Annotated in this window: 23 protein-coding genes, 1 tRNA gene and 1 pseudogene; 17 read left to right on the top strand and 8 right to left on the bottom strand. The window is 63.2% G+C overall.

Features of this window, described 5'->3' with window-relative positions:
- Positions 1-17 precede the first annotated feature (17 nt).
- The 6 genes from carA (at position 18) to AC5ZG1_RS27770 (ending at position 5,739) form a co-directional block, all read left to right on the top strand.
- The gene (gene carA / locus AC5ZG1_RS27745; protein WP_496134658.1) at positions 18-1,208 is read left to right on the top strand and encodes a glutamine-hydrolyzing carbamoyl-phosphate synthase small subunit; all 1,191 of its coding nucleotides are present in this window, start codon (positions 18-20) and stop codon (positions 1,206-1,208) included.
- Positions 1,209-1,330: 122 nt separating this feature from the next.
- Positions 1,331-1,858, top strand: a complete 528-nt coding sequence (locus AC5ZG1_RS27750; protein ID WP_496134659.1) for a cupin domain-containing protein — start codon at positions 1,331-1,333, stop codon at positions 1,856-1,858.
- 383 nt (positions 1,859-2,241) lie between these two features.
- Positions 2,242-3,699, top strand: coding sequence for a DUF1254 domain-containing protein (locus AC5ZG1_RS27755; protein WP_496134660.1), 1,458 nt, complete (start codon positions 2,242-2,244; stop codon positions 3,697-3,699).
- Between the two features lie 248 nt (positions 3,700-3,947).
- On the top strand, positions 3,948-4,373 hold the full coding sequence (locus tag AC5ZG1_RS27760) for a YeeE/YedE family protein (RefSeq protein WP_496134661.1): 426 nt from the start codon (positions 3,948-3,950) through the stop codon (positions 4,371-4,373).
- A gap of 8 nt (positions 4,374-4,381) precedes the next feature.
- Positions 4,382-4,834, top strand: coding sequence for a DUF6691 family protein (locus AC5ZG1_RS27765; RefSeq protein WP_496134662.1), 453 nt, complete (start codon positions 4,382-4,384; stop codon positions 4,832-4,834).
- Positions 4,835-4,845: 11 nt separating this feature from the next.
- Entirely contained in the window at positions 4,846-5,739 is an 894-nt protein-coding gene (locus AC5ZG1_RS27770; RefSeq protein WP_035690640.1) for an MBL fold metallo-hydrolase, read from the top strand.
- A gap of 70 nt (positions 5,740-5,809) precedes the next feature.
- Here AC5ZG1_RS27770 and AC5ZG1_RS27775 read toward each other — a convergent pair whose 3' ends face one another.
- The gene (locus tag AC5ZG1_RS27775) at positions 5,810-6,349 is read right to left on the bottom strand and encodes a Dps family protein (RefSeq protein WP_496134663.1); all 540 of its coding nucleotides are present in this window, start codon (positions 6,347-6,349) and stop codon (positions 5,810-5,812) included.
- A gap of 126 nt (positions 6,350-6,475) precedes the next feature.
- Between AC5ZG1_RS27775 and AC5ZG1_RS27780 the strand changes: the two genes are divergently transcribed.
- Positions 6,476-7,174 carry a class I SAM-dependent methyltransferase gene (locus AC5ZG1_RS27780; RefSeq protein WP_496134664.1) on the top strand — a complete coding sequence of 233 codons (699 nt, stop codon included), beginning with the start codon at positions 6,476-6,478 and terminating at the stop codon, positions 7,172-7,174.
- 74 nt (positions 7,175-7,248) lie between these two features.
- A tRNA-Ala gene (locus AC5ZG1_RS27785) sits at positions 7,249-7,325 on the top strand.
- Between the two features lie 36 nt (positions 7,326-7,361).
- Here AC5ZG1_RS27785 and AC5ZG1_RS27790 read toward each other — a convergent pair.
- Positions 7,362-7,730, bottom strand: coding sequence for an ArsR/SmtB family transcription factor (locus AC5ZG1_RS27790; protein ID WP_130226020.1), 369 nt, complete (start codon positions 7,728-7,730; stop codon positions 7,362-7,364).
- 115 nt (positions 7,731-7,845) lie between these two features.
- Here AC5ZG1_RS27790 and AC5ZG1_RS27795 point away from each other — a divergent pair, with 115 nt between their 5' ends.
- The 4 genes from AC5ZG1_RS27795 (at position 7,846) to AC5ZG1_RS27810 (ending at position 13,988) form a co-directional block, all read left to right on the top strand.
- The gene (locus AC5ZG1_RS27795; RefSeq protein WP_464345434.1) at positions 7,846-9,018 is read left to right on the top strand and encodes an MFS transporter; all 1,173 of its coding nucleotides are present in this window, start codon (positions 7,846-7,848) and stop codon (positions 9,016-9,018) included.
- A gap of 144 nt (positions 9,019-9,162) precedes the next feature.
- Positions 9,163-12,492, top strand: coding sequence for a carbamoyl-phosphate synthase large subunit (gene carB / locus AC5ZG1_RS27800; RefSeq protein WP_496134665.1), 3,330 nt, complete (start codon positions 9,163-9,165; stop codon positions 12,490-12,492).
- A gap of 231 nt (positions 12,493-12,723) precedes the next feature.
- Complete coding sequence (gene greA / locus AC5ZG1_RS27805) at positions 12,724-13,197, top strand: transcription elongation factor GreA (RefSeq protein WP_130226034.1); 474 nt, start codon at positions 12,724-12,726, stop codon at positions 13,195-13,197.
- Between the two features lie 389 nt (positions 13,198-13,586).
- On the top strand, positions 13,587-13,988 hold the full coding sequence (locus AC5ZG1_RS27810; RefSeq protein ID WP_130226022.1) for a DoxX family protein: 402 nt from the start codon (positions 13,587-13,589) through the stop codon (positions 13,986-13,988).
- A 119-nt stretch (positions 13,989-14,107) separates the two neighbouring features.
- Here AC5ZG1_RS27810 and AC5ZG1_RS27815 read toward each other — a convergent pair whose 3' ends face one another.
- Positions 14,108-14,587: an Lrp/AsnC family transcriptional regulator gene (locus tag AC5ZG1_RS27815; protein WP_028165395.1), complete on the bottom strand. Its 480-nt coding sequence runs from the start codon at positions 14,585-14,587 to the stop codon at positions 14,108-14,110.
- 267 nt (positions 14,588-14,854) lie between these two features.
- Here AC5ZG1_RS27815 and trxB point away from each other — a divergent pair, with 267 nt between their 5' ends.
- From trxB to AC5ZG1_RS27830, 3 genes and pseudogenes are all read left to right on the top strand, one after another.
- Positions 14,855-15,820 carry a thioredoxin-disulfide reductase gene (trxB, locus tag AC5ZG1_RS27820; protein ID WP_456641001.1) on the top strand — a complete coding sequence of 322 codons (966 nt, stop codon included), beginning with the start codon at positions 14,855-14,857 and terminating at the stop codon, positions 15,818-15,820.
- Positions 15,821-15,822: 2 nt separating this feature from the next.
- On the top strand, positions 15,823-16,746 hold the full coding sequence (locus AC5ZG1_RS27825) for a LysR family transcriptional regulator (RefSeq protein WP_028165397.1): 924 nt from the start codon (positions 15,823-15,825) through the stop codon (positions 16,744-16,746).
- 460 nt (positions 16,747-17,206) lie between these two features.
- Positions 17,207-18,103, top strand: a pseudogene (locus tag AC5ZG1_RS27830) (4-hydroxy-tetrahydrodipicolinate synthase family protein); the annotation flags it as partial.
- An 89-nt stretch (positions 18,104-18,192) separates the two neighbouring features.
- Here AC5ZG1_RS27830 and AC5ZG1_RS27835 read toward each other — a convergent pair.
- Positions 18,193-20,583: a heavy metal translocating P-type ATPase gene (locus tag AC5ZG1_RS27835; RefSeq protein WP_496134666.1), complete on the bottom strand. Its 2,391-nt coding sequence runs from the start codon at positions 20,581-20,583 to the stop codon at positions 18,193-18,195.
- Between the two features lie 66 nt (positions 20,584-20,649).
- Between AC5ZG1_RS27835 and AC5ZG1_RS27840 the strand changes: the two genes are divergently transcribed.
- Both AC5ZG1_RS27840 and AC5ZG1_RS27845 read left to right on the top strand, forming a co-directional pair.
- Positions 20,650-20,925 (top strand): metal-sensitive transcriptional regulator, encoded by a 276-nt coding sequence (locus tag AC5ZG1_RS27840; RefSeq protein ID WP_028165400.1) that lies wholly within the window; start codon positions 20,650-20,652, stop codon positions 20,923-20,925.
- A 303-nt stretch (positions 20,926-21,228) separates the two neighbouring features.
- A complete protein-coding gene (locus tag AC5ZG1_RS27845) occupies positions 21,229-21,363 on the top strand; it encodes a hypothetical protein (RefSeq protein WP_282531981.1) in 135 nt (44 codons plus the stop codon).
- Between the two features lie 211 nt (positions 21,364-21,574).
- Here the strand turns inward: AC5ZG1_RS27845 and AC5ZG1_RS27850 are convergent, their stop codons facing one another.
- The 4 genes from AC5ZG1_RS27850 to AC5ZG1_RS27865 form a co-directional block, all read right to left on the bottom strand.
- On the bottom strand, positions 21,575-22,255 hold the full coding sequence (locus tag AC5ZG1_RS27850; RefSeq protein WP_028165401.1) for an AAA family ATPase: 681 nt from the start codon (positions 22,253-22,255) through the stop codon (positions 21,575-21,577).
- A gap of 180 nt (positions 22,256-22,435) precedes the next feature.
- Positions 22,436-22,729: a hypothetical protein gene (locus AC5ZG1_RS27855; RefSeq protein WP_496134679.1), complete on the bottom strand. Its 294-nt coding sequence runs from the start codon at positions 22,727-22,729 to the stop codon at positions 22,436-22,438.
- Positions 22,730-22,886: 157 nt separating this feature from the next.
- A complete protein-coding gene (locus AC5ZG1_RS27860; RefSeq protein WP_349642670.1) occupies positions 22,887-23,171 on the bottom strand; it encodes a hypothetical protein in 285 nt (94 codons plus the stop codon).
- A gap of 350 nt (positions 23,172-23,521) precedes the next feature.
- Positions 23,522-24,409 (bottom strand): cation diffusion facilitator family transporter, encoded by an 888-nt coding sequence (locus AC5ZG1_RS27865; RefSeq protein WP_496134667.1) that lies wholly within the window; start codon positions 24,407-24,409, stop codon positions 23,522-23,524.
- Positions 24,410-24,454: the final 45 nt, after the last annotated feature.

Raw genomic sequence — 24,454 nt, forward strand, 5'->3', positions numbered from 1 at the left:
AACTATGTAAAGGGCTCATGACCACATCCGAAAACGCTTCAGCCTGGCCGGACCACAAACCGACCGCGCTCCTCGCGCTCGCCGATGGCACCGTGCTGGAAGGCTTTGGCCTCGGCGCGGAAGGCCAGGCCGTCGGCGAAGTCTGCTTCAACACCGCCATGACCGGCTATGAGGAGATTTTGACCGATCCCTCCTATGCCGGGCAGATCATCACCTTCACCTTCCCGCATATCGGCAACGTCGGCACCAACGACGAAGACATCGAGACGGTGAACATGGCGGCAACGCCGGGCGCGCGCGGGGTCATCCTCCGCACCGCGATATCGGATCCCTCGAACTACCGCGCCACCCGCCATCTCGATCAATGGCTGAAAGCGCGCGGCATCATCGGCCTGTCGGGCATCGACACCCGCGCGCTCACGGCGCTAATCCGCAGCAAGGGCATGCCGAACGCCGTCATCGCGCATTCAAAAGACGGCAGGTTCGACCTGCACGGCCTCAAGGAAGAAGCGCGGGAATGGCCCGGCCTCGAAGGCATGGACCTGGTGCCGATGGTGACCTCCGGTCAGCGCTTCACCTGGGACGAGACGCCTTGGGAATGGGACAAGGGCTACGGCCGGCAGACCACCCCTGAATTCAACGTGGTCGCTGTCGACTACGGCATCAAGCGCAACATCCTGCGCCTGCTCGCCGGCGTCGGCTGCAAGGTCACGGTGGTGCCGGCGACCACGTCGGCCGAAGACATCCTCGCGATGAACCCGGACGGCGTGTTCTTGAGCAACGGCCCCGGCGATCCCGCCGCGACCGGCAAATATGCCGTGCCCGTCATCCAGAAGGTGATCGAGTCGGGTACGCCGACCTTCGGCATCTGCTTGGGGCATCAGATGCTCGGGCTCGCCGTCGGCGCCAAGACCAAAAAGATGCACCAGGGCCATCACGGCGCCAATCACCCGGTAAAGGACGAGACCACCGGCAAGGTCGAGATCACCTCGATGAACCACGGCTTTGCTGTGGACCAGGCGACATTGCCCGCCGGCGCAACGCAGACCCATATCTCGTTGTTCGACGGCTCCAATTGCGGCATCCAGCTCGACGGCAAGCCGGTGTTCTCCGTGCAGTATCACCCGGAGGCGTCGCCCGGCCCGCGCGACTCGCATTACCTCTTCAAACGCTTCGCCGACCTGATGCGCGACAAGAAGCGGGCGTAGGAACGTAGGCGGCCGAAATGACGTTGTAGGATGGGTAGAGCGAAGCGAAACCCATCATCTGGTGGCTCACGGCAATCGCGATGGGTTTCGCTTTCGCTCTACCCATCCTACGGGAGCTTCCCATGTCCGTCGTCAAGGCCGATGCAACGCCGCTCACGATCGTCTTCGAGGATGACGGCCTGGTGCCGAACAATCCGCTGCCGTTCCTGGTCTACAAGGCGACCGTCGACGTCGACAACGAGCATCCGGAGAAGACTATCGAAGGGTTGTTCGGCGCCAATGGCTGGGGCGCGATGTGGCGCAACGGCGTCTACGATTACCTGCACTATCATTCGACCGTGCACGAGGTGCTCGGCGTCTCACGAGGACATGCGCGCGTACAGTTCGGCGGCGATCGCGGCAAGGTGCTGGAGATCTCCGCCGGAGACGTCGCGATCCTGCCCGCCGGCACCGGGCACCAATTGATTGCCGCGAGCGATGATTTCTGCGTGGTCGGCGCCTATCCGCCGGGACCGCCGATGGAGATCACGCGACCGACGCCCGAAAATCACGTCAAGGCGCTGAAGACGATCCCACAGGTCGCGACACCCAAGACCGATCCGGTGATGGGCGGGAATGGGCCGCTTGTGAGGTTGTGGAAGCGCGGCTGATCGTGCGGGCCAAGTGGCACCATCGCGCGTCGCCATGGGGTCAGCAGGACCGAAAGATGCGGGAAGTGCCCGCGGGGATATGCCCACGAGCGGGCACACAGCGCAACGAGCTAGCGATGGCCCGACTGGTTCACATTCACGCTTGTGCTAGATTGTACTCGTGGAGGTAGTTGAAACAGTCGTTCTTCGACATCGGACTTTATAGCATTTGATTCAATAATCTGCCCCGCGGGCGTCGTGTGGCGTCTTATGCTGCACACCCCCTCTTGCACACCTGACATCCCTTGCCTGAACGCGAAGACTTCGAAGTCGAAGCATCCAACGATTGTAGAGGCCTGCCCCCATAAATCACGACAGCACACATCAGTTGAGGAGTAGTCGATATGTTTCGAGGAATTCTGACGCTGACTTTGTCTCTCGGCCTGGGTGCGGCGGCTCTGCCCGCTGCGCTTGCGCAACAAGCGGCGCCGGCAATCACCGAGCAGGAAGCGCACGCCATCGCGGTGGACGCCTATATTTATTTCTACCCTATCCTGTCGATGGACGTGACGCGGAAGCAATTCACCAACGGCACCACCGATTTCAAGGGCCCGATGAACACGTTCGTCAACGTATCAGAATATCCGCCGGCGAATTTCAAGGGCGTGGTGCGCTCCAACTTCGACACGCTCTATTCCGTATCATGGCTCGACATGACCAAGGAGCCCGTCGTGGTCTCGGTCCCTGATACCGACGGGCGCTATTATCTGCTGCCGATGCTGGACATGTGGACCGATGTCTTTGCCTCGCCGGGGTGGCGGACGACGGGCACCAAGGCGGGCACCTTCCTGCTGACGCCCCCCGGCTGGCGACCGGATCTGCGTGACAGATTTGTCGATGAGTTCAAGCTCCCGAAGGACACGCAGCGGATCGACGCACCAACGCCTTATGTCTGGGTGATCGGCCGTACCAAGACCGACGGCCCGGCAGACTACGATGCGGTTCACAAGATCCAGGCGGGTTACAAGGTCGCGCCGCTTTCAGAATTCGGCAAGACGCCCAAACCCGTCGAATTCAAGCCCGACCCAAGCGTCGACATGAAGACGCCGCCGAAGGTCCAGGTCGATGCGATGACGGCCGGCGTGTATTTCGCCTATGCGGCCGAACTGCTGAAGCTTCACCCGCCTCATATCACCGATCAGCCGATCATCGCGCAGATGAAGAAGATCGGCATCGAGCCAGGCAAGAGCTTCGACATCGGCAGGATCGACCCTGTCCTGCAGCGCGCCTTCGAGACCGCCCCGCAGGACGCGCAGAAGCTGATGGCCTGGAAGGTGCCGACGCTGGCGAGGGTTGCCAATGGCTGGTCGATGAACACCGATACGATGGGTGTTTACGGCAACTACTATCTGAAGCGTGCCATCGTCTCGCAATTGGGGCTCGGCGCGAATCTGCCCGAGGACGCCATCTATCCGCTCAATCTCGGCGACGAGACCGGCAAGCCGCTCGACGGCGCAAGCAAGTACACCATCACGTTCGAGAAGAATGCCGCCCCGCCGGTCAACGCGTTCTGGTCGATCACGCTGTACGATCCGGAAGGCTTCCAGGTCGGCAATGTGCTGAACCGCTTCGCAGTCAGCAGTTGGATGCCGTTCAAGTATAACGCGGACGGCTCGCTCGATCTTTACTTCCAGAACGAAAGCCCGGGCAAGGACAAGGAAGCCAATTGGCTTCCGGCGCCGAAGGGCCCCTTCAACCTGACCATGCGCCTCTACAGTCCGAAGTCCGAGGCGCTGACCGGAAAATGGAATCCTCCGCCCGTCGTCAAGACGCAGGCAACGCTGGGATTGTCGGCACAGTAAATCTCGATCGGGCGTCGGCGCCGTCTCAAGACCCACTAAAGCGGGATGACTTTTCTTCGAATCGTCATCCCGCTTTGATCTTTTTCGGAAAACCGGTGCCCACTTTTCTGGATCATGCTCTAGATTGGCTCGCGCAATCAATTGGGCGAGTTGATCAGACGGCTGGCGGATGACGGATCCGGTTCGCAGCCTCCGCACTTTCGGACGCCGCCCCCGTCTCAGTGACGGCCCATCGAGGGAGCAAGAAGATGCCGACCACCTTCACGCCGATGACCGCGCTGCTGGGCGGAGCCTTGATCGGCCTTTCCGCCGTGGCGTTGATGGCGTTCGCCGGTCGGATCGCGGGAGTGAGCGGCATCGCCGCCCGCCTGCTTCCGCCGTTCAACGATCAGGAATGGCCCGGTCGCCTCGCCTTCATTGCCGGGCTCGTCGCCGCGCCCGTCGTGGTACGTGTTGCGATCGGCAGCCTTCCGCCGCAAGCCATCGAGACCGGCGGTATCCTTTTGGGGATCGCGGGCCTTTTGGTTGGCTTCGGTTCGGTATGGGGCAGCGGCTGCACCTCCGGCCACGGCGTCTGCGGCATATCGCGGCTGTCGCTTCGATCCATTGTCGCTACACTGGTCTTCATGGCGACGGGATTTGCGACGACCTTCGTCATCCGGCATCTCGCATGAGGTCCCGCATGTCTGTTCTGATCCAGTTCGTCATCGGCCTGGCATTCGGACTCGGGCTCCTGGTCTCCGGCATGTCCAATCCGGCGAAGGTCCTGAACTTCCTCGACCTCGCGGCGATTCGCACGGGATCGTGGGATCCCAGTCTCGTGTTCGTGATGCTAGGTGCCGTCACCATCACGTTTATCGGCTTCAGGGTTGTGCTGAGGTGGCCACGACCGGTTCTTGCGGGTGCATTCCATCTGCCGACCAAAACCGATTTCGATTTGCGCGTGATCGTCGGACCTGCGATTTTCGGGGTAGGCTGGGGTATCGCCGGTTTCTGTCCCGGTCCCGCCTTCGTGGCGCTTGGTTATGGATCGTCGGCGTCGATCCAGTTCATGATTGCCATGCTGGTCGGGATGGCCGGCGCCCGCGCGCTCGCCGACCGGCAGCCGGCGCTTGCCGGATCACTTTACGAGTAGAGGAGCAGCCCATGTCCGACATTCCTCACACCGTCGACCTCTCCGTGAAGCCCGAGGTCACCGCATTCTTCGATCCGGCGACCAACACCGTCAGCTACGTGGTCAAGGACCCCACATCGAAGGCCTGCGCCGTGATCGATTCCGTGATGGACATCGATTACGCGGCCGGCCGCATCGCCTACCAATCCGCCGACAAGATCATCGATTTCATCACGAAGCACCGCCTCAAGCTGGAATGGCTGATCGAGACCCATGTTCATGCCGACCATTTGTCGGGCGCGCCCTACATCCAGAGCAGACTCGGCGGCAAGATCGGCATCGGCGAGAAGATCACGGTCGTGCAGGAGACGTTCGGCAAGATCTTCAACGAGGGCACCGAATTCCAGCGCGACGGCAGCCAGTTCGACCGCCTGTTCAAGGACGGCGACACCTACCAGATCGGCGCGATGAAGGCCTTCGCGCTCTATACGCCCGGCCATACGCCCGCCTGCATGACGCATGTGATCGGTGACGCGGCCTTCGTCGGCGACACCTTGTTCATGCCGGACGGCGGCTCGGCGCGCGCGGATTTCCCGGGCGGCAACGCCCGCGATCTCTACCGCTCGATCCACCGGATTCTGTCGCTGCCGAACGAGACCCGCCTGTTCATGTGCCACGATTACGGCCCGAACGGCCGCGAGATCCGCTGGGAGACGACGGTGGCCGAGCAGCATGCCCACAACATCCACGTCCATGACGGCATCACGGAGGACGAATTCGTCGCCACGCGCGAAGCGCGCGACAAGACGCTGCAGATGCCGAAGCTGATCATCCCCTCGCTGCAGATCAACATGAAGGGCGGCAAGCTTCCGGCGCCGGACGCCGACGGCAAGCAATATCTGAAGGTGCCAATTAACCTGTTATAAGCTCAAACGGCGGCCAGGCAGCCCGCTCCCGTTCCGCGCTCTTCGTCGCCATTGCGCACCGTCTTTGGTGCTACGCCGCATTACTGCCTTCCTGGCGGCTGGCCTCGAACAGGAACCAGGTGCGCCGCTCGGTCTCGTCGATGAAGGTCTCGAGGATGCTTGCGGTCGCAGCGTCGCCGTGCTCGTCGGCGAGGTTGCGCGCCTTCCGCATTGCGGCCGCGACGTGCTTGTTGTCTTCCATCAATTCGCGCAGCATCTCGCGCGGCGGCACGTAATCCTCGTTGTTGTCCTTGATGGTCTGCAATTTGCTGACCTGGCTGATCGATTTCAGCGTGGTCCCGCCGATCTTGCGCACCCGCTCGGCCAGTTGATCGGTGGTGGCGAAGATTGCGTTCGACTGCTCGTCCAGCATCAGGTGGTAATCGTGGAAATGCCGGCCACTGACATGCCAGTGGAAATTCTTGGTCTTCAGGTAGAGTGCGAAGGCATCCGCGAGCAGCGTATTGAGCGCCGCCGAGACCTTCGTGACCGCCTCGTTGGGCAGGTCGGTCGGGGTATCGAGGTCGGGGGAGATTTTGTCGGATTTTGGATCAGGCTTGGCTTTGCTCACGTTGAACCTTCCTGTTAGGACACCGGACACCGGCGGCCCGAACTCCTGGTCGCCGGCCCCTCTAACGCATCATACGGATGCCGGTTCCTATGCCGGAACCCCAAGTTTTTGCCGGGCCCACTGCCGATGGATGAATGGATCGATTATTACGATTCCACGCATACGATTTATGTCAGCAAGCTGCATCGCGACCTGCATTTCCGGATCGTTGCGCGGGATATCATTGCCTATATCTCCTCGCCCGACGCCGTCGTGCTCGACTATGCCTGCGGCGAAGCGCTGTCCGCAGCAGAGGTCGCGGATGCCTGCGCCACCCTCTATCTCGCGGAGCCCGCGCCCGGCGTGCGCGGACGGCTGATCGCGCGCTTTGCGCCCAACACCAAGATCCGGGTGCGTTCGCTGGATGAGGTGGGGCAGATGGCCGAAGGCTCGGTCGAGCTCGTCGTCATGAATTCGGTTGCGCAATACATGACACCGGAAGAGCTGGACGCCGCATTCGCCGTCATTCGCCGCCTGCTCAAACCCTCCGGGCGCCTCATACTCGGCGATGTCCTGCGACCCGAAGTCGGCATGGGCAGGGACGTTCTCGCGCTGTTGGGTTTCGGCGCCCGCCACGGCTTCCTCAAGGATGCCCTGCTCGGGCTGATCAGCACGGCGCTGTCGGACTATCGGCAATTGCGCACACGGATCGGCCTTCAGCGTTACGGCGAGGAGCAAATGCTGAAGAAGCTCGCGGCCGCCGGCTTCAAAGCCTCCCGCGCCCCCCGCAATATCGGCCACAATCCATGGCGGATGACGTTCGTCGCGCATCGTCCCGACGCGTGATCGTGCAACGCAACCGTTAGGGTTAATCCGGGCTAAGGATGGCTAGCGCCTGCGAAATAGGCAATGATCGCCTCGGCCCGGTGGCGGAACGCGTCGACGCGGGAGCAGTGCATTGCTCTTTATCCTGGTTCAAATCCAGGCCGGGCCTCCAACCTTCGCCGCTTTGCGGTTTCCGCTCGCGAGCCAGTCAGCTCGCAGCCACCACTTCGCATTCAGGAAATTGTAGCCGGTCGGCATCCCGCGCGGCCGAGGCGATGATCACATCGAGCAAACCGGGAAAGCGCGCGTCGAGATCCGCGCGGCGCAGCCTCATATAGCGCGTGGTCCCGGCGATGCGGGTCTGCACCAGCCCGGCCTCGCGCAATTTCGCAAAGTGATAGGCGAGGTTCGACTTGCCGCTGAAGGCGTTGAAGTCGCCGCAGCGCAGCTCCGTGCTCGCGGAATCATATTTCGCCAGATTGTAGACGATCGCGAGCCGCGTCGGATCGCTCAGGCAGTCCAACACCATCGGCAATTCAAGTTGATCCCGCGTGGGGTGCAAGGGCGTTCGGCTCATGACCCAAACATAACCGCGCGGGTTTGCTGTCGCAATGTTCAATTATCATTGAACCAATTGACATTCGTCACCGCCCGCTCAATAGTTCAATAAACCTTGAACATCGGGGACCATCATGAGCGTGTTCTGGCTGGCGCTTGCCGCCTTTGCGATCGGCACTGAAGCCTTTGTGATTGCTGGTCTTTTGCCAGGGATCGCCAGCGACGTTCAGATCTCGGTCGCGGCCGCCGGCCAACTGGTAACGGCTTATGCCCTTGCCTACGCGATCGGCTCACCGATCCTGGCCGTCGCCTTCAACAATTTCGACCGCCGGAACGTACTTGCGCTGGCGCTTTCCTGCTTCATCGCGGGCAATCTGGTGGCCGTATTCGCTCCCGGGTTTCCGCTACTGCTGGCCTCGCGCGTGCTGATGGCGCTTGGCGCCGGCCTTTGCATGCCAACGGCGCTCGGCGTTGCGGTTGCCGTTGCCTCGCCCGAACGGCGTGCCCGGGCGGTTGCGCTGGTCACCTCAGGCATCACGGTCGCAACCGTGGTCGGTGTTCCCCTGGGCACCCTGATCGGGCATCAGTTCGGCTGGCGCGCGACCTTTGTCATGGTGGCGATCCTTGGCGCCATCGCACTGGCTGGCCTGCTGTTCGGCTTGCCGCGTGGCCTGCCGAGCAGCACCGCAACGCTCGGCGAACGGCTCGCGGTGGCGCGGCACGGCGCCGTGCTCCATGCGCTCGGCACCACCGTGCTGTGGGCGCTCGGCGGCTTCACCGTCTTCACTTATCTCTCGGTCCCACTGCAAAAGCTCGGCTTCGACGCCTCGGATATCAGCCTGACGCTGCTGGTGTTCGGCTCGGCCGCCGCGATCGGCAACATGCTCGGCGGCACGCTGGCGGATCGATTTGGCACAACGCCGACCTCGGCGCTCGGACTTGCCGGCATGTCGATGGCGCTGATTCTGCTGTCGGTCACGCTGAAGACCGCCGCTCCCGAAGCGGCGCGCTACATCGTGCTTCTGCTGGTATTTTGCTGGGCGATCTCGGGATGGGCGTTCTATCCCGCCCAGATCGCCAGCATCATCCGGATCGAGCCGCAGGCCGCGATGATCGCGGTCTCGCTGAACGCCTCCAGCATGTATCTCGGTTTCGCCCTCGGCGGGGCGGCCGGGGGCGCGGTGCTCTCGGCGCTCGGGCCGACCGACCTCGGCTGGGTCGGCGGTGCCAGCGTCGCTGCGGCACTTGCCGTGCTGTGGCGACGCGCCCGGCAGGAACGGCTGAGACTCTACAAAATTGCCGGTTGACGGGGACTTTTTCGGGGTTTCGCAGGCCAAAAATCTGGTCTAAAGACCACCCGCGCGCGAGGGCATCCCTCACGCTGTGGCGATAGGGACGCGCGGTAGCGCGCCCTTTTTTTGTGCCCGAAAATTCCTGTTCCGCGAGAGCCGATGCCCAAACGAACCGACATCTCCACCATCCTGATCATCGGCGCCGGTCCCATCGTGATCGGCCAGGCCTGCGAATTCGATTATTCCGGCACCCAGGCGGTGAAGACGCTGAAGGAAGAGGGCTACCGCATCGTCCTGGTCAACTCCAATCCGGCGACGATCATGACCGATCCGGAGCTCGCGGATGCCACCTATATCGAGCCGATCACGCCCGAAATCGTCGCCAAGATCATCGAGAAGGAGCGCCACGTCATCCCGGGCGGCTTTGCGCTGCTCCCGACCATGGGTGGCCAGACCGCGCTGAACTGCGCGCTGTCATTGCGCAAACAGGGCACGCTCGAGAAATTCGACGTCGAGATGATCGGCGCCACGGCCGATGCCATCGACAAGGCCGAGGACCGCGGCCGCTTCCGCGAGGCGATGACCAAGATCGGCCTGGAGACGCCGCGCTCGACCCAGACCAAGACCCTGCCCGACGCGCTGCGCGCGCTCGACCATATCGGCTTGCCCGCCATCATTCGCCCGTCCTTCACCATGGGCGGCACCGGCGGCGGCATCGCCTATACCAAGGCGGAATTCATCGAGATCGTCGAGCGCGGCATCGACGCCTCCCCCACCGACGAAGTCCTGATCGAGGAAAGCGTCCTCGGCTGGAAGGAATTCGAGATGGAGGTGGTGCGCGACAAGAAAGACAACTGCATCATCATCTGCTCGATCGAGAACCTCGATCCGATGGGCGTGCACACCGGCGATTCCATCACGGTGGCGCCGGCGCTGACGCTGACCGACAAGGAATACCAGGTCATGCGCGACGCCTCGCTGGCGGTGCTGCGCGAGATCGGGGTGGAGACCGGCGGCTCCAACGTGCAGTTCGGCGTCAACCCCGCCGACGGCCGCATGGTCGTGATCGAGATGAACCCGCGCGTCTCGCGCTCCTCCGCGCTCGCCTCGAAGGCGACGGGCTTCCCGATCGCGAAAGTCGCAGCCAAGCTCGCGGTCGGCTACACGCTCGATGAGATCGCCAACGACATCACCGGCGGCGCGACGCCGGCCTCGTTCGAGCCGACGATCGACTATGTCGTGACCAAGATCCCGCGCTTCGCGTTCGAGAAGTTTCCGGGCGCCTCCATCACGCTGACCACCTCGATGAAATCCGTCGGCGAGGTGATGGCGATCGGCCGCACCTTCCAGGAGAGCCTGCAGAAGGCGCTGCGCGGACTGGAGACCGGGCTGACCGGCCTCGACGAGATCGAGATCGAGGGCCTCGGTCAGAGCGACGACAAGAATGCGATCCGCGCCGCACTCGGCACGCCGACGCCGAACCGCTTGCTGCAGGTGGCGCAGGCGATGCGGCTCGGCTGGTCGAATGAGGAGATCTTCAATTCCTGCAAGATCGACCCCTGGTTCCTCACCGAGCTGCGGGGCATCGTCGAGATGGAAGCCAAGGTCCGCGCCCACGGCCTGCCGCCGAACGGCTACGGCATGCGCATGCTGAAGGCGATGGGCTTTTCGGATGCGCGGCTCGCCGTGCTGGCCGACACCACGGAAGGTGAGATCACTGCCAAGCGCCACGCGCTCGGCGTCCGCCCCGTATTCAAGCGCATCGACACCTGCGCCGCCGAATTCGCCTCGCCCACGGCCTATATGTACTCGACCTATGAGGCCCCGTTCGCAGGTCTCGCTGCCGATGAGAGCGCGCCGTCGGACAAGAAAAAGGTCGTCATCCTCGGCGGCGGCCCGAACCGCATCGGCCAGGGCATCGAGTTCGACTATTGCTGCTGCCATGCCTGCTTCGCGCTCGACGATGCCGGTTATGAGACCATCATGGTCAACTGCAATCCGGAGACGGTGTCGACCGACTACGACACCGCCGACCGGCTCTATTTCGAGCCGCTCACCGCTGAGGACGTGCTCGAGATCATCGCGACCGAACGCAAGAACGGCACGCTGCACGGCGTGATCGTGCAGTTCGGCGGCCAGACCCCGCTGAAGCTCGCGCGCGCGCTCGAGGCCGCGGAGGTGCCGATCCTCGGCACCTCGCCCGATGCGATCGATCTCGCCGAGGACCGCGACCGCTTCAAGCGCGTGCTCGACAAGCTCCGCCTGAAGCAGCCGAAGAACGGTATCGCCTATTCGGTCGAGCAGGCGCGCCTGGTGTCCGCCGATCTCGGCATGCCGCTCGTGGTGCGCCCATCCTACGTGCTCGGCGGCCGCGCGATGCAGATCATCCGCGACGAAAACCAGCTCGCCGACTACCTGCTCGGGACGCTGCCCGAGCTGGTGCCGGGCGACGTCAAGGCGCGCTACCCGAACGACAAGACCGGGCAGATCAACACCGTACTCGGCAAGAACCCGCTGCTGTTCGACCGCTATCTCTCCGATGCGACCGAGGTCGATGTCGACTGCCTCTGCGACGGCAAGGACGTCTTCATCGTCGGCATCATGGAGCATATCGAGGAGGCCGGCATCCACTCTGGCGATTCCGCCTGCTCGCTGCCGCCGCATTCGCTCGATGCCAAGACGATCGAGGAGCTCGAGCGGCAGACCCGCGAGCTTGCGCTCGGCCTCGACGTAGTCGGGCTGATGAACGTGCAATATGCGATCAAGAACGGCGATATCTACGTGCTCGAGGTCAATCCGCGCGCCTCGCGCACGGTGCCGTTCGTCGCCAAGGTGATCGGCACGCCGGTCGCGAAGATCGCGGCGCGCATCATGGCCGGCGAGAAGCTCGCCGACTTCAATCTCAAGAAGAAGAAGCTCGAGCATGTCGGCGTGAAGGAATCGGTGTTTCCGTTCGCGCGCTTCCCCGGCGTCGACACCGTGCTCGGGCCGGAGATGCGCTCGACCGGCGAGGTCATGGGCATCGACCGCTCCTTCGAAGTCGCCTTCGCCAAGAGCCAGCTTGGCGGCGGCACGCGCGTACCGCGCAAAGGCACGGTGTTCGTGTCGGTGCGCGAGACCGACAAGAACCGCATAACCGATGCGGTCAGCCTGCTGCATGGACTCGGCTTCAAGGTGATGGCGACGTCGGGCACCCAGCGCTTCCTCACCGACAAGGGTGTGCCGGCAGAAAAGGTGAACAAGGTGCTGGAGGGGCGGCCGCACATTGTCGACGCCATCACCAATGGTGACGTCCAGTTGGTGTTCAATACCACCGAGGGTCCGCAGGCACTCGCCGACAGTCGTTCTCTGCGGCGCGCTGCCCTCTTGCATAAAGTGCCGTATTACACCACTCTTTCAGGCGCTGTAGCGGCGGCCCAGGGCATCCGTGCCTACCGGGACGGGGACCTTGAGGTCCGGACGCTGCAGAGTTACTTTTCCGAGAACTGACCGTCAGCCTCGGCCCGAGATTTGTTCCCAGGGCCCGCTAAACGGTTGGTAATGAAGCCGATACGGCTGGAACTCACCGCCCGTTTGGATGTGTCTCGGCCCCTCAGGGGCCGCGAATCACTAAGCGGGCGGGCTGGCGTTTTGAGCCGTGATGGCCGGAGTCTAGCGCAACCGAAGCAACGCCTGCCCGCGCTCCGCTGCGGTTCGCCCCGATTTGAAGGATGAGAGATGATGGAAAAGGTTCCGATGACCGCGACCGGATATGCGGCTCTCACGGACGAATTGAAGCACCGCCAGTCGGTGGATCGTCCGCGAATCATCGAGCATATCGCCGAGGCGCGATCACATGGCGACCTCTCGGAAAACGCGGAATATCATGCCGCCAAGGAAGAGCAGTCCCATAACGAGGGCCGCATTGCGGAGCTCGAGGACAAGCTCGCGCGCGCCGACGTCATCGACATCACCAAGCTCTCGGGCGACACCATCAAATTCGGCGCCACCGTTACGCTGATCGATGAGGATACCGAAAAGAAAGCGGTGTGGCAGATCGTCGGCGAGGTCGAGGCGGACGCCAAGAAAGGCCGCATCTCCATCACGTCGCCGCTTGCGCGCGCGCTGATCGGCAAGACCAAGGGTACGACCGTGGAAGTGATGGCGCCCGGGGGCGCCAAGGCCTACGAGATCACCAAGGTCGAGTGGCGCTAGATCTATTCCATTTCGCGCATTCAAAAGAGGCCGCGTTCTCCCGACGCGGCTTTTTTCTTGCTGTAGCCCGGTGGGAGCCATCGGGTCGCGCGAACGCGCGCCCCGTTGGCTCCGCCCGGCTACAGGTTACGGTTTATATTCCGTTAACGGGATTGTGAGTGGAACCGCTGTCGCATTTCCCTCGTCTGCGACACGTACACTTGATTATGCTTCATAACTATCGCGAGGGGACATTCCGGTAACGGCGCCGATTTTTTGGTTCGGCACAAGGAACTGCGCGCGCAGTTCTGCGTATCGAGCTGACCGCCTGTGGACAGCGGCATTTCATCGCGAGACGACCATTCGCCGCGGACGATGCCCGCGGTCATGCACCAGAGGGGGTAGAACATATGGACCAGATTTTCTCGAAATGGCAGCCGCTCGCGCTCAGCCTGTTTCGCTTCATTACCGGGCTTCTGCTGTTTCAGTACGGCATCGCCAAGATCTTCAAATTTCCGGTCATCCCCTATTTCGCCGACATCCCGCCGCTGATCGTGGCCGCCGGCATGCTCGAGCTCGTGCTCGGCGCGCTCCTGATGGTTGGCCTGTTCACTCGGCTGTCCGCGTTCATCCTGTCGGGCGAGATGGCCTTCGCTTACTTCCTCGGGCACATGTTCAAGAACCCGTCCGCGCCGGTGTTTCTCCCGTTGCTCAACAACGGCACCGCAGCGATCCTGTTCTGCTTCGCCTGCCTCTATCTCGCAACCGCCGGCGGCGGCCCCATCAGCATCGACGCCGCAAGGAAGAAGTAGACTTTAGCCTTCGTAGCCCGGGTGCAGCGCCAGCGTAACCCGGGCACCTGCACCAGCGCGACGAGCGGCCGCGGGTTGCGCGTTCCGCTCTACCCGGGCTACCGATCGTCATCGCCACCTCACCCCGCCGCTTTCACATCCAGCGGCACGGCGGCCTCGTATTTCGAATTATGAAGCACCAGCGATGTCCTGACATTGCGCACGTGAGGCGCTGCGGTGAGGTGGGTGACGAAGTTCTGGAACGTCGCCATGTCAGGCGCCACGCATTTCAGGATGAAATCCACCTCGCCCGACAGCATCCAGCACTCCCGCACCAAGGGTTCCTTGCGCACGAAATCCTCGAACGCGCGCAGATCCGCGTCCGCCTGGCTCGACAGGTGCACCGCGGCAAACACCGTCACATCGAAGCCGAGCCGCTGCGGGTCGAGCAATCCGCGATAGCCCAGGATATAGCCCGCTTCCTCCAGCGCCCGGACGCGGCGCAGGCAGGGCGGCGGCGAAATGCCGACGCGCTTGGCCAATTCCACATTTGTGATTCGGCCATCGGCCTGGATTTCGGCGAGAATCCGAAGATCAATCTCGTCAAGATTCTTAGACACGCGGGTCTGGTTCCCAAGGCTTGGAGGATTTGGTGGTTCTGATGGCAACTCTCATAACCCAGTCGGCTCGACAGCCGCAATTTTATTGCGCGTGCAGTGCGAGATTTGACGCGGTCCCGGGGAAAAACCGCTGATATGGATTGCAATTCTTGCATAGCTACCCAGATATATTAGAGTTGGGTTTGACTCTGGCGGCGCCGCCGCGATGCCTTTCCAGGCGCTTTCCGCACAAGTCCTGACAAAATCGCCCCTGAGAAGGGATTCGCTATGCCTGCTCCAATCCATGCCAAGGTCGTCATCATCGGGTCCGGTCCGGCCGGCTACACCGCGGCGATCTACGCGGCGCGGGCGATGCTGGAGCCGGTGCTGATCCAGGGCATCCAGCCGGGCGGGCAGCTCACCATCACCACCGATGTGGAGAACTATCCGGGCTTCGCCGACGTAATCCAGGGCCCCTGGCTCATGGAACAGATGGAGAAGCAGGCCGCGCATGTCGGCACCAAGATCGTCACCGATCTCGTGAGCAAGCTTGACCTGTCGCAGCGGCCGTTCCGCCTGACCTGCGATAGCGGCGATGTCTATCTTGCCGAGACCGTCGTGCTCGCCACCGGCGCGCAGGCGCGCTGGCTCGGGCTGCCGTCGGAAGAGAAGTACAAGGGCTTCGGCGTTTCGGCCTGTGCAACCTGCGATGGCTTCTTCTATCGCGGCAAGGAGGTCATCGTGGTCGGCGGCGGCAACACCGCGGTCGAGGAAGCGCTGTTCCTCACCAACTTCGCCTCGCAGGTCACCATCGTGCATCGCCGCGATCATTTCCGCGCCGAGCGCATCCTGCAGGACCGCCTGTTCAAGCATCCGAAGATCAAAGTGGTCTGGGACAGCGCCATTGACGAGATCCTCGGCGCTGAGAACCCGACCAAGGTCACCCATGTACGCTTGAAGAACGTCAAGACCGGCGCACTGACCGAAGTGCCGGCCGACGGCGTCTTCATCGCCATCGGTCATGCGCCTGCGACAGATCTCGTCAAAGGCCAGATCAAACTCAAACCCTCCGGCTATGTCGAGGTGGCGCCCAATTCGACTGCGACCTCCGTGCCCGGGCTGTTTGCCGCCGGCGACGTGGCGGACGAAACCTATCGCCAGGCGGTGACGGCCGCCGGCCTCGGCTGCATGGCAGCGCTCGAGGCTGAACGCTTCCTGGCTTTGCGCGCGAGCGATCGCGCGGCGGCGGAATGATCATGGCTAGAACACGCGATGGATTTACGGACATGGACTGGGACAAGCTGAAGGTGTTTCACGCGGCGGCGGAAGCGGGAAGCTTCACGCATGCCGGCGAGCAGCTTGGCCTCTCGCAGTCGGCGGTCTCCAGACAAGTCAGCGCGCTGGAGCAGGAGCTTTCGGTCTCGCTGTTCCACCGCCACGCCCGCGGCCTGATCCTCACCGAGCAGGGCGACCTGTTGTTCCGCACCGCCCATGACGTCTTCATGCAGTTGCAGGCGGCGCGGGCAAAGCTCACCGACAGCCGGGAGCGGCCGAGCGGCGACCTCAAGATCACGACGCCGCCGGCGCTCGGCATCAACTGGCTGATCCCGCGGCTCGACGAATTCACCCAGCTCTATCCGGATATCCGGATCTCGCTGATCGTCACCGACGAGGATCTCGATCTCTCGATGCGCGAAGCCGATGTCGCGATCCGCACCCGCAAGCCGACGCAGCCGGACCTGATCCAGCGCAAACTGTTCTCGATCGGCTTCCACGCCTATTGCTCGCCGGAATACATCAAGCGCTTCGGCACGCCGCGCACGCTCGACGATCTCGACTCGCACCGCATCATCATGCTCGGCGACTCCCAGGTCCCGACGCATCTGCAGAACCGCGCCTGGCTGATCGATGCCGGCCGCAACGGCTCGGGTCCGCGCGAACCCTACTTCAAGGTCAATAACATCCTGGGGTTGGTACGCGCCTGTCAGCAGGGCCTCGGCATCGCCGCGCTGCCGGATTACCTGGTCGAGGAAGATAGCCGTCTGGTGCAACTGTTCGGCGAGTCCGACTCGATCCAGCTCGACACCTACTTCGTCTATCCGGAAGAGCTGAAGACGGTGGCGCGCGTGCAGGTCTTCCGCGACTTCGTGGTCAGTAAGGCGCAGCGCTGGCCCTCGTGATCGGCCTGTTTCATAGAGGCCCGGACTCCGCATGTCTGACATGCGGCTCGGACGGTTGCTGCATGGCACTGATGGGGATCATAGTGGTTGTGCGCTGAGCGGTCGCGCTACGCTTATGTCCCCCTCCTCCAGTGGTGCGGAAGCTCAGTAATCCCTCTTGGAAGGTGATTGTGTCGGCCTCACGTGGCCAATACCTTAAGCCGGGCTCGATCGAGCCCGGCTTCTTTTCGCCTTCTGCCCTCAACCGTGCATTGACAACCTCCGGCTGTCCCAGCAGTATCGCGACATGATCACGAATTCGTGCGCAGCTCTGTCGAAAAAAGCTCCCCATGCGGGGAGCCGAGATCGACGCGCGCGATAAAGTTATATCGACCGAACCGATCCCGAAGACCCCGCCGCCTGGACGGGGTTTTTTATTGGTCCCGTCTCCGGCGTTTCACGCTACTCAAGGAGAAGGACCATGACTGATCTATCCGACCCACTACAGGGCCTGTGGCTGCCCCTGATCACGCCATTTCGCGACGGCAAGCTCGACGAGCCGTCGCTGCGCCGTTTGGTGCGACACTACGCAAGCGGCCCGGTCGACGGATTGATCCTCGGCGCCACGTCAGGCGAAGGCATGTCGCTGGCTATCTGCGAGCTCGAACAGCTTGTGGAGGTGGTACGGTCAGAGATCAACGATGTCGGCCGTTACCTGCCGATCTGTCTCGGCCTCTCCGGCGCCAGCACCGCCAAGATCAAGGACGTGCTGGACGAGACGGCGGCCTGGCCGATCGACTTCTACCTGATCGCGAGCCCCTATTACGTCAGGCCGTCGCAGCGCGGCCTCCTGCAGCACTTCACCGCGTTGGCCGATCACGCCTCCTGGCCGCTCCTGATCTACAACATTCCCTACCGGACCGCGGTCAACATCACCAACGAGACGCTGCTCGCGCTCGCAGAGCATCCGAACATCGTCGGCATGAAGGATTGCTGCGCCGACCGCGCGCAATCGATCGACTTCCTGAAGCGGCGGCCCGCCGGCTTCCGCGTGCTGACCGGCGAGGACGCGCAATATTTCGACGCACTCAGCGACGGCGCCGACGGCGCGATCCTGTTGTCCGCGCATGTCGAAACCGAAGCATTCGCCTCGGTGCGATCGCTGCTGAGGCAGGGCAAGCGCGAGGCCGCATCGGCAGCGTGGCAAGGCATTTCCGACTTGACGCGCCTGTTGTTCGTCGAGCCGAGCCCGGCGCCAGCCAAGCATTGGCTGTGGCGCACGGGTTTGATCGACAGCGCGGAAGTGCGACTGCCGATGGTCGAGGTGAGCATGGAGCTTGCGGCGCGGCTGGATCGCGAGATCGAGCGCAGGAGTCGTCAACGCGAGGAGAGCCTCGTCGTCCCGGCTCAAGGCCGGGACGACACCGGTGCTACCATTGTGAGCAGCGTAGCGCGAAACAGCGACAATCAATCCAGCTTCGCTCTTGCGAGCCTCAGTGCGTTGCCGATGACGCTGACCGAGGACAGCGCCATCGCGGCGGCGCCGATCATCGGCGATAGCAAAATGCCGAACACCGGATAGAGCACGCCGGCCGCGATCGGCACGCCGGCGGCGTTGTAGACGAATGCGAACATCAGGTTCTGGCGGATGTTGCGCATAGTCGCGACCGACAGGTGCCGCGCCCGCACCAGGCCGCGGAGATCGCCGGTGAGCAGCGTCACGCCGGCGCTCTCGATCGCGACGTCGGTGCCGCCGCCCATGGCGATGCCGACATCGGCGGCCGCCAGCGCCGGCGCGTCGTTGACGCCGTCGCCGACCATCGCGACGACACGGCCCTCGCCGCGCAGCCGCTCCACCACCTCGCTCTTGCGGTCCGGCAGCACGCCGGCTTCGACCTCCTCGATGCCGAGCCGCTTCGCCACCGCGCGCGCGGTGGTCGCATTGTCGCCGGTCAGCATCACCACGCGCAGGCCGTCGCCGCGCAGTGCCGCCAGCGCGTCCCTGGCCGACGGCTTGATCGGATCGGCGATCGCGATCACGCCGGCCGCACGCCCGTCGACCGCAACATAGATCGCGGTCGCGCCGTCCTGCCGCGCGGTCTCCGCCGCCGCATCGAGTGCGCTGGTTGCGATCCTCAATTCGCCCATCAGCATGGCATTGCCGAGCGCGACCTGCCTGCCTTCGATCGCGCCGGTCGCGCCCTTGCCGGACGGTGAGGTGAAGCCGCTGACCTCGGCGAGTGCAAGCTGGCGCTCCTTGGCGGCGTTCAGGATCGCCAGCGCCAGCGGATGCTCGCTGCCCCGCTCGACGCTGGCGGCAAGGCGCAGCAGTTCGGTCTCGTCGAACTCCTTCGCGGCAATCACGCCGACCACCTTCGGCTTGCCCTCGGTAAGCGTGCCGGTCTTGTCGAGCACCAGCGTGTCGATGCTCTCCATCCGCTCCAGCGCCTCCGCGTTGCGGATCAGGATGCCCGAATGCGCGCCGCGCCCGACGCCGACCATGATCGACATCGGCGTGGCAAGCCCGAGCGCGCAAGGGCAGGCGATGATCAGGACGGTGACGGCCGCGACCAGTCCGAAGGTGAAGCGCGGCTCGGGCCCGAACACCGCCCAGGCGGCGAACGCCAGCACCGCGACCGCGATCACCGCGGGCACGAACCAGCCGGCGACGCGATCGGCGAGCCGCTGGATCGGCGCCCGCGAGCGCTGTGCCTTCGCGACCATGTCGACGATCCGCGCCAGCATGGTGTCGCGGCCGATCTTCTCGGCGCGCATGACGAAGCCGCCGCTCTGGTTGACGGTGCCGCCGATCACGCGGTCACCCTCGTTCTTGGACACCGGCATCGATTCGCCGGTGACCATGGATTCGTCGAGCACCGCGTGACCTTCGATGACGATGCCGTCGACCGGCACCTTTTCGCCGGGACGCACACGCAGGCGATCGCCAACCGCGATCGCCTCGATCGCGACGTCTTCATCGCCATGGTCGGTGATGCGCCGTGCCGTCTTCGGCGCCAGCCCGAGCAGCGCGCGGATCGCGCCCGAAGTCTGCGCCCGCGCCCGCAACTCGAGCACCTGCCCGAGTAGCACCAATATCGTGATCACGGCGGCAGCCTCGAAATAGACCGCGACCTGGCCGTGCATGTCGCGGAACGCCGGCGGGAACAGATGCGGCGCCAGCGTGCCGACCACGCTGTAGACATAGGCGACACCGACGCCCATCGCGATCAGCGTGAACATGTTGAGATTGCGCGTCACCAGCGACTGCCAGCCGCGCACGAAGAACGGCGCGCCGGCCCACAACACCACCGGCGTCGCCAGCGCGAACGAGATCCAGTTCGCCCATCCCATCGGCACCAGTTCGAGGCCGAAGGCATGGCCGCCCATCTCGATCGCGAACACCGGCAGCGTCAGCACCAGCGCGATCCAGAACCGGCGTGTCATGTCGACGAGCTCCGGATCGGGCTTGTCGTCGAGTGTCACCTCTTCCGGTTCGAGCGCCATGCCGCAGATCGGGCAGGAGCCCGGCCCGACCTGCCTCACTTCCGGATGCATCGGACAGGTGTAGATGGTGCCGGGGGGCAGCGCCGGCTCGCTCTCGCGGGGCTTTAAAAATTTCTCCGGCTCGGCCGCAAACCGTTCACGGCAGCGCGCGCCGCAGAAGACGTAATCCTCGCCCTTGTAGCTGAAGCGGTGCTTGGCGGTGGCACGATCGACCTTCATGCCGCAGACGGGATCGGTCGCAAGCGCGCCGCCCTCGTCCGCGGCGCCGTGCTTGCCGCCGCAGCAGCTAGCCACCGGGACGCCATGATGATGCGCGTGCCCCTCATGCGCGTGACCGTGCCCTGCCTCTGTCATAGCGAACTCTTCCCGGGCCGAGCTCCGGCCCTTGAACCTGATACCCTGTGGGGGTATATGAACCCTATGCGTGACGAGATCAAGAGTTCCTGCCTCAAACGGCTGAAACGAATCGAAGGCCAGATCCGCGGCCTCGCCAAGATGGTCGAGGACGACCGCTATTGCATCGACGTGGTGACCCAGATCGCCGCCGCACGCGCCGCGCTGCGGCGGGTCGAGGAGGAAGTGCTGCGCGACCACGTCGCCCATTGTGTCGAGCACGCGATCTCCTCCGGCGACAAGGCCGACCAGCGCCAAAAGATCGCCGAGTTGATGGACGTGATCGGCCGCGCCGATCGGTGATGCTCTCGCTTCCCATCAGACAGCGTGAATCGCGGCAGACCCCCATCCCAGCCTTCCCCGTTTCAGGGAGAAGGAGCGCAGGGAGTCAGCGGCTGCGTGATCACCTCCCCTTGAAAAGGGGAGGCCGGTTTGCGCGTCAGCGCAAACCGGGTGGGGATCAGCTCTCTCCACACGCGCAAGAAGAGGCCGCCGCGCCGTAGTTAATCCGCGGTAGCACCTGTGGTCAAATGCAAGCGAAACTGCGAGCGGAACCTTAAAAGGCTTCAGCTATCCATCGCCCCGCCAAAGAATACGGGGCGCATCGTGCACAAAGAATTTGATCCAGTTTTAGACCATCAAGGATTTACGACCGGCGACATTCTCTGGGCGCTCGGCATCTGGTCGGTGATCCTCACCCTCTCGCCAGTCATCATCTTCTACATGCTGATGGTGGCGTAAACGCCACCACGCACTCAGTCATTCCGGGGCGCGCATCGCGCGAACCCGGAATCCATTCATCCGCAGACCGCGCGGCGAAATGGATTCCGGGCTCGCGCCAAGAGGCGCGCCCGGGAATGACGGAGTGTGTTGGTACGTCACCAACAACCAACCACCAACAAAAACGCGCGGGGGGCCGCGCGTTTTTGTCAGTCCGGAGGCCTGTCGTTGATCAGGCCGCCTGCTTGTGCATCGCGCCGCTGGCCGATGCCGCGCCGCGGATCGCCTTGATCGAACGTTCGATCGCGGCCCACAGCCGGCCGATCTCGGCGGCCGCGCGCCCCTCGGCATCATATTCGCGGGCGCCTTCACCATGGCTCAGCGCCATCAGCAGATCGGCGCGATTGGTGATCTGTCCGCTCCAAACCGGTGCACGGAACTTCGCCAGCGACTCGCGCGCGATCGTGACGATCGGGCTCTCGGCGCCATCGCGCTGAGCCGGCGCGCCGTTGATCACGACCGCATAGGGCTTGCGCGTTGAACGGCAGGTCTGGATCGTTTCCTGCACCGCGTTGACGTCGAACACGCCAGGCCGCGCCGGAATGATCACCATGGTCGCATTCTTGATGGCATCGTCGACGACGGCCGACAGGTTCGGCGGCGTGTCGATGAACACCCACTCGATCCCGTCGCGCTTGGCCGCAGCCACGATGCCGCTCACGGAATTGACGGCGGCCTTGATCGGCGGTTCGTTGGTGCCGCGCAGCTTGTGCCACAGCGTCAGCGAGCCCTGCGGATCCGCGTCGATCAACAGACAAGGCTTGGTCGATTTGTGTACATGGGCAGCCAGATGAGCAGCCAGGGTGCTTTTGCCCGAGCCCCCCTTACGCGAAGCAAAAACAATCACGTTCATTACGTTGGCCTCCAGATTGACCCCAGACCACGAAAATGAATCAGCGTGGTGATTCGCGAAAGCAGAAATTTGCGGACAATGGGGCGTGAGCCGCAAATTGCCGGAAAATGTTGTTGTTTGAGTCACACCTTGCAGTGCACACAACCAGCAATAGAAGCGAATGCGCGTTTTTGCCGCGAATCACGGCAGGTTTTTTGCGCGCTGGCGCTCCGTCCACTTGCGCTCAACCCACCCGAGAGTCCGCGCGGTGGGCTTTTGTAACACTGGCACGTCTTGCGCGAACAAAAGGAGTCCAAGCGGCAGCATCCATAGGCCGAGCACCGGCAGGAAGCTGAAGACGCCGCCGAGCATCAGCAGAACGGCAAGCGGCATCCGAGCGTAGCGCGACGACGGCTTGCGCAGCCACCCGACAAACCTTGCGGGCCGCGGCGGCAGCTTGCCTTCGAACCAGGCAAAGTGCCGGTCCATTTCCATTCTGTCGTGTTCGCTCACCGGATTCTCCTCTGGTGAGAAGATGTTGATGAGCGAAAACGCCGCAAGGCGTCAGTCTGTCGCGCGCGCAGGACTTGAACCAGCGCTCGTCCGACTCACGCCGGACTCGCGTAGCTTCGCGATTTCGCGATGTCGCACCTTATTCCGCGGACCTTGCGCGACGCCTGCGCTCCCGTCGTTCCTCCGGGTCAGCACTGAAGAACACGCGGCACGGCGGCGAGAGCTGCGCCTTGTTGCGGACCATGCAGGCGGTGATCATGTCGACATCAGGAATGAACGCGCTGCAGAGTCGCATCGCATCGGGCGAGCAAGCCTGCTGCTGCTCGGGCGTGTAAGCGGCGCCGGGTCGTGGCCACGTTGCGACGATCACCGTCGCGGCCAACAGCAAACCGAACCTGTAATAAGTGGAGCCGAGAATCGTCATTGTTCCTCTCGTCATCGATCTGCGGAAATAGTCGATGAAGGCTGTTGGATTGGCAAGCCAAGGTGACGGGAACATCACAGCCGAAGCGCGGCACGGCGTCAGCAGTAAGATGGCCAGAACAAGGAAGGATGATGGCTTGATGGAGCGATACAGGCGCCGGAATTGCAGCGGACGGACTTAGCCGCTGATAACGCTGAAGAAATTCTTTCCAGTAATGTTACATTCGTATCAGGCGCGGGTGTTGCGCAAAAGCTTCATCGGATGGCGAGTTTATGCAGACTCATTCACTCGCTTAGGGATCACCTGATGTCCCGACCTCGATAAGGTCACGCTCAGGCGACAAGCCGGTATCAGACGACGACGATGCCGGAATGTTTGGCCTTCTCTTCCGGCTCCACATGGATGGTGATCCGCCTGTCTTCATCCTCCGCCCGCAAGGCTGCTTCGAGACGGTCACATATCCGATGCGCCTCTGACACCGTCATCTGCCCGGGGACGACGAGGTGGAACTCAATGAACGTGACACGCCCCGCGTGGCGCGTGCGGACGTCGTGAGCTTCCAGCGCACCGGCTGCATGGTCGGCAATCGTCCGCCGAATCGCGTTCAACGTTGCCTCGGGCACCGCTTCATCAAGCAGGCCGCCGGCGGACTCCTTGAGGACCCCCCAACCGGACCACAGGATTGTCGCAGCGACGATCAGGGCAAGCGCAGGATCGAGAAACTCCCATTTCATGACGAGCGCGAGCACAAGCCCGATCAGTATGCCGACGGAAGAGATCACATCGGTCAGGAGATGTCGGCCGTCCGCAACCAGCGCCGGCGAGCGCATGCGCCGTCCCCGCACGATCAACACCCAGGCCCAGGTGGCGTTGACGATGCTGGCGAGCCCGTTCACGAGCAGCCCTTCCGGCACGACAGCCAGTTTTCTCGGGTGCAGGAAGCCGTCATACGCCTCGCGCACGATCAGGAGCGCAGCGATGATGATCATCACGCCTACCAACACCGCACTGAAGTATTCGATCTTGTGATGTCCGAACGGATGATTGGCGTCGGCGGGCTTTGCCGACATGCGAACCGCCCACAGTGCAACAACGGCCGTGACGACGTTGACGATGCTTTCGAGCGCGTCGGAGTAGAGCGCAATGGACCCGGTCAGCCAATACGCCAGGTATTTCAAACCGAGCACCAAAACGCTGACGAGAATGCTTCCTATCGCAACGTTCAGTGGCTTGTTCATCGCTCGGATCGTGTTGAGTGGTGGGCCACGTGCTGTACCGAGGCG

The organism is Bradyrhizobium sp. Leo78, from assembly GCF_059512425.1.

Bases quoted from the DNA above. Each gene is read 5' to 3' on its own strand.
- AC5ZG1_RS27780 (WP_496134664.1), top strand. From the start codon at position 6,476: ATGGATGAATGGATCGATTATTACGATTCCACGCATACGATTTATGTC.
- greA (WP_130226034.1), top strand. From the start codon at position 12,724: ATGGAAAAGGTTCCGATGACCGCGACCGGATATGCGGCTCTCACGGAC.
- AC5ZG1_RS27755 (WP_496134660.1), top strand. From the start codon at position 2,242: ATGTTTCGAGGAATTCTGACGCTGACTTTGTCTCTCGGCCTGGGTGCG.
- AC5ZG1_RS27850 (WP_028165401.1), bottom strand. From the start codon at position 22,255: ATGAACGTGATTGTTTTTGCTTCGCGTAAGGGGGGCTCGGGCAAAAGC.
- AC5ZG1_RS27825 (WP_028165397.1), top strand. From the start codon at position 15,823: ATGGCTAGAACACGCGATGGATTTACGGACATGGACTGGGACAAGCTG.
- AC5ZG1_RS27860 (WP_349642670.1), bottom strand. From the start codon at position 23,171: ATGACGATTCTCGGCTCCACTTATTACAGGTTCGGTTTGCTGTTGGCC.
- AC5ZG1_RS27765 (WP_496134662.1), top strand. From the start codon at position 4,382: ATGTCTGTTCTGATCCAGTTCGTCATCGGCCTGGCATTCGGACTCGGG.
- AC5ZG1_RS27750 (WP_496134659.1), top strand. From the start codon at position 1,331: ATGTCCGTCGTCAAGGCCGATGCAACGCCGCTCACGATCGTCTTCGAG.
- AC5ZG1_RS27855 (WP_496134679.1), bottom strand. From the start codon at position 22,729: ATGGAAATGGACCGGCACTTTGCCTGGTTCGAAGGCAAGCTGCCGCCG.
- trxB (WP_456641001.1), top strand. From the start codon at position 14,855: ATGCCTGCTCCAATCCATGCCAAGGTCGTCATCATCGGGTCCGGTCCG.
- carA (WP_496134658.1), top strand. From the start codon at position 18: ATGACCACATCCGAAAACGCTTCAGCCTGGCCGGACCACAAACCGACC.
- AC5ZG1_RS27835 (WP_496134666.1), bottom strand. From the start codon at position 20,583: ATGACAGAGGCAGGGCACGGTCACGCGCATGAGGGGCACGCGCATCAT.
- AC5ZG1_RS27840 (WP_028165400.1), top strand. From the start codon at position 20,650: ATGCGTGACGAGATCAAGAGTTCCTGCCTCAAACGGCTGAAACGAATC.
- AC5ZG1_RS27865 (WP_496134667.1), bottom strand. From the start codon at position 24,409: ATGAACAAGCCACTGAACGTTGCGATAGGAAGCATTCTCGTCAGCGTT.
- AC5ZG1_RS27795 (WP_464345434.1), top strand. From the start codon at position 7,846: ATGAGCGTGTTCTGGCTGGCGCTTGCCGCCTTTGCGATCGGCACTGAA.
- AC5ZG1_RS27790 (WP_130226020.1), bottom strand. From the start codon at position 7,730: ATGAGCCGAACGCCCTTGCACCCCACGCGGGATCAACTTGAATTGCCG.
- AC5ZG1_RS27770 (WP_035690640.1), top strand. From the start codon at position 4,846: ATGTCCGACATTCCTCACACCGTCGACCTCTCCGTGAAGCCCGAGGTC.
- carB (WP_496134665.1), top strand. From the start codon at position 9,163: ATGCCCAAACGAACCGACATCTCCACCATCCTGATCATCGGCGCCGGT.
- AC5ZG1_RS27810 (WP_130226022.1), top strand. From the start codon at position 13,587: ATGGACCAGATTTTCTCGAAATGGCAGCCGCTCGCGCTCAGCCTGTTT.
- AC5ZG1_RS27760 (WP_496134661.1), top strand. From the start codon at position 3,948: ATGCCGACCACCTTCACGCCGATGACCGCGCTGCTGGGCGGAGCCTTG.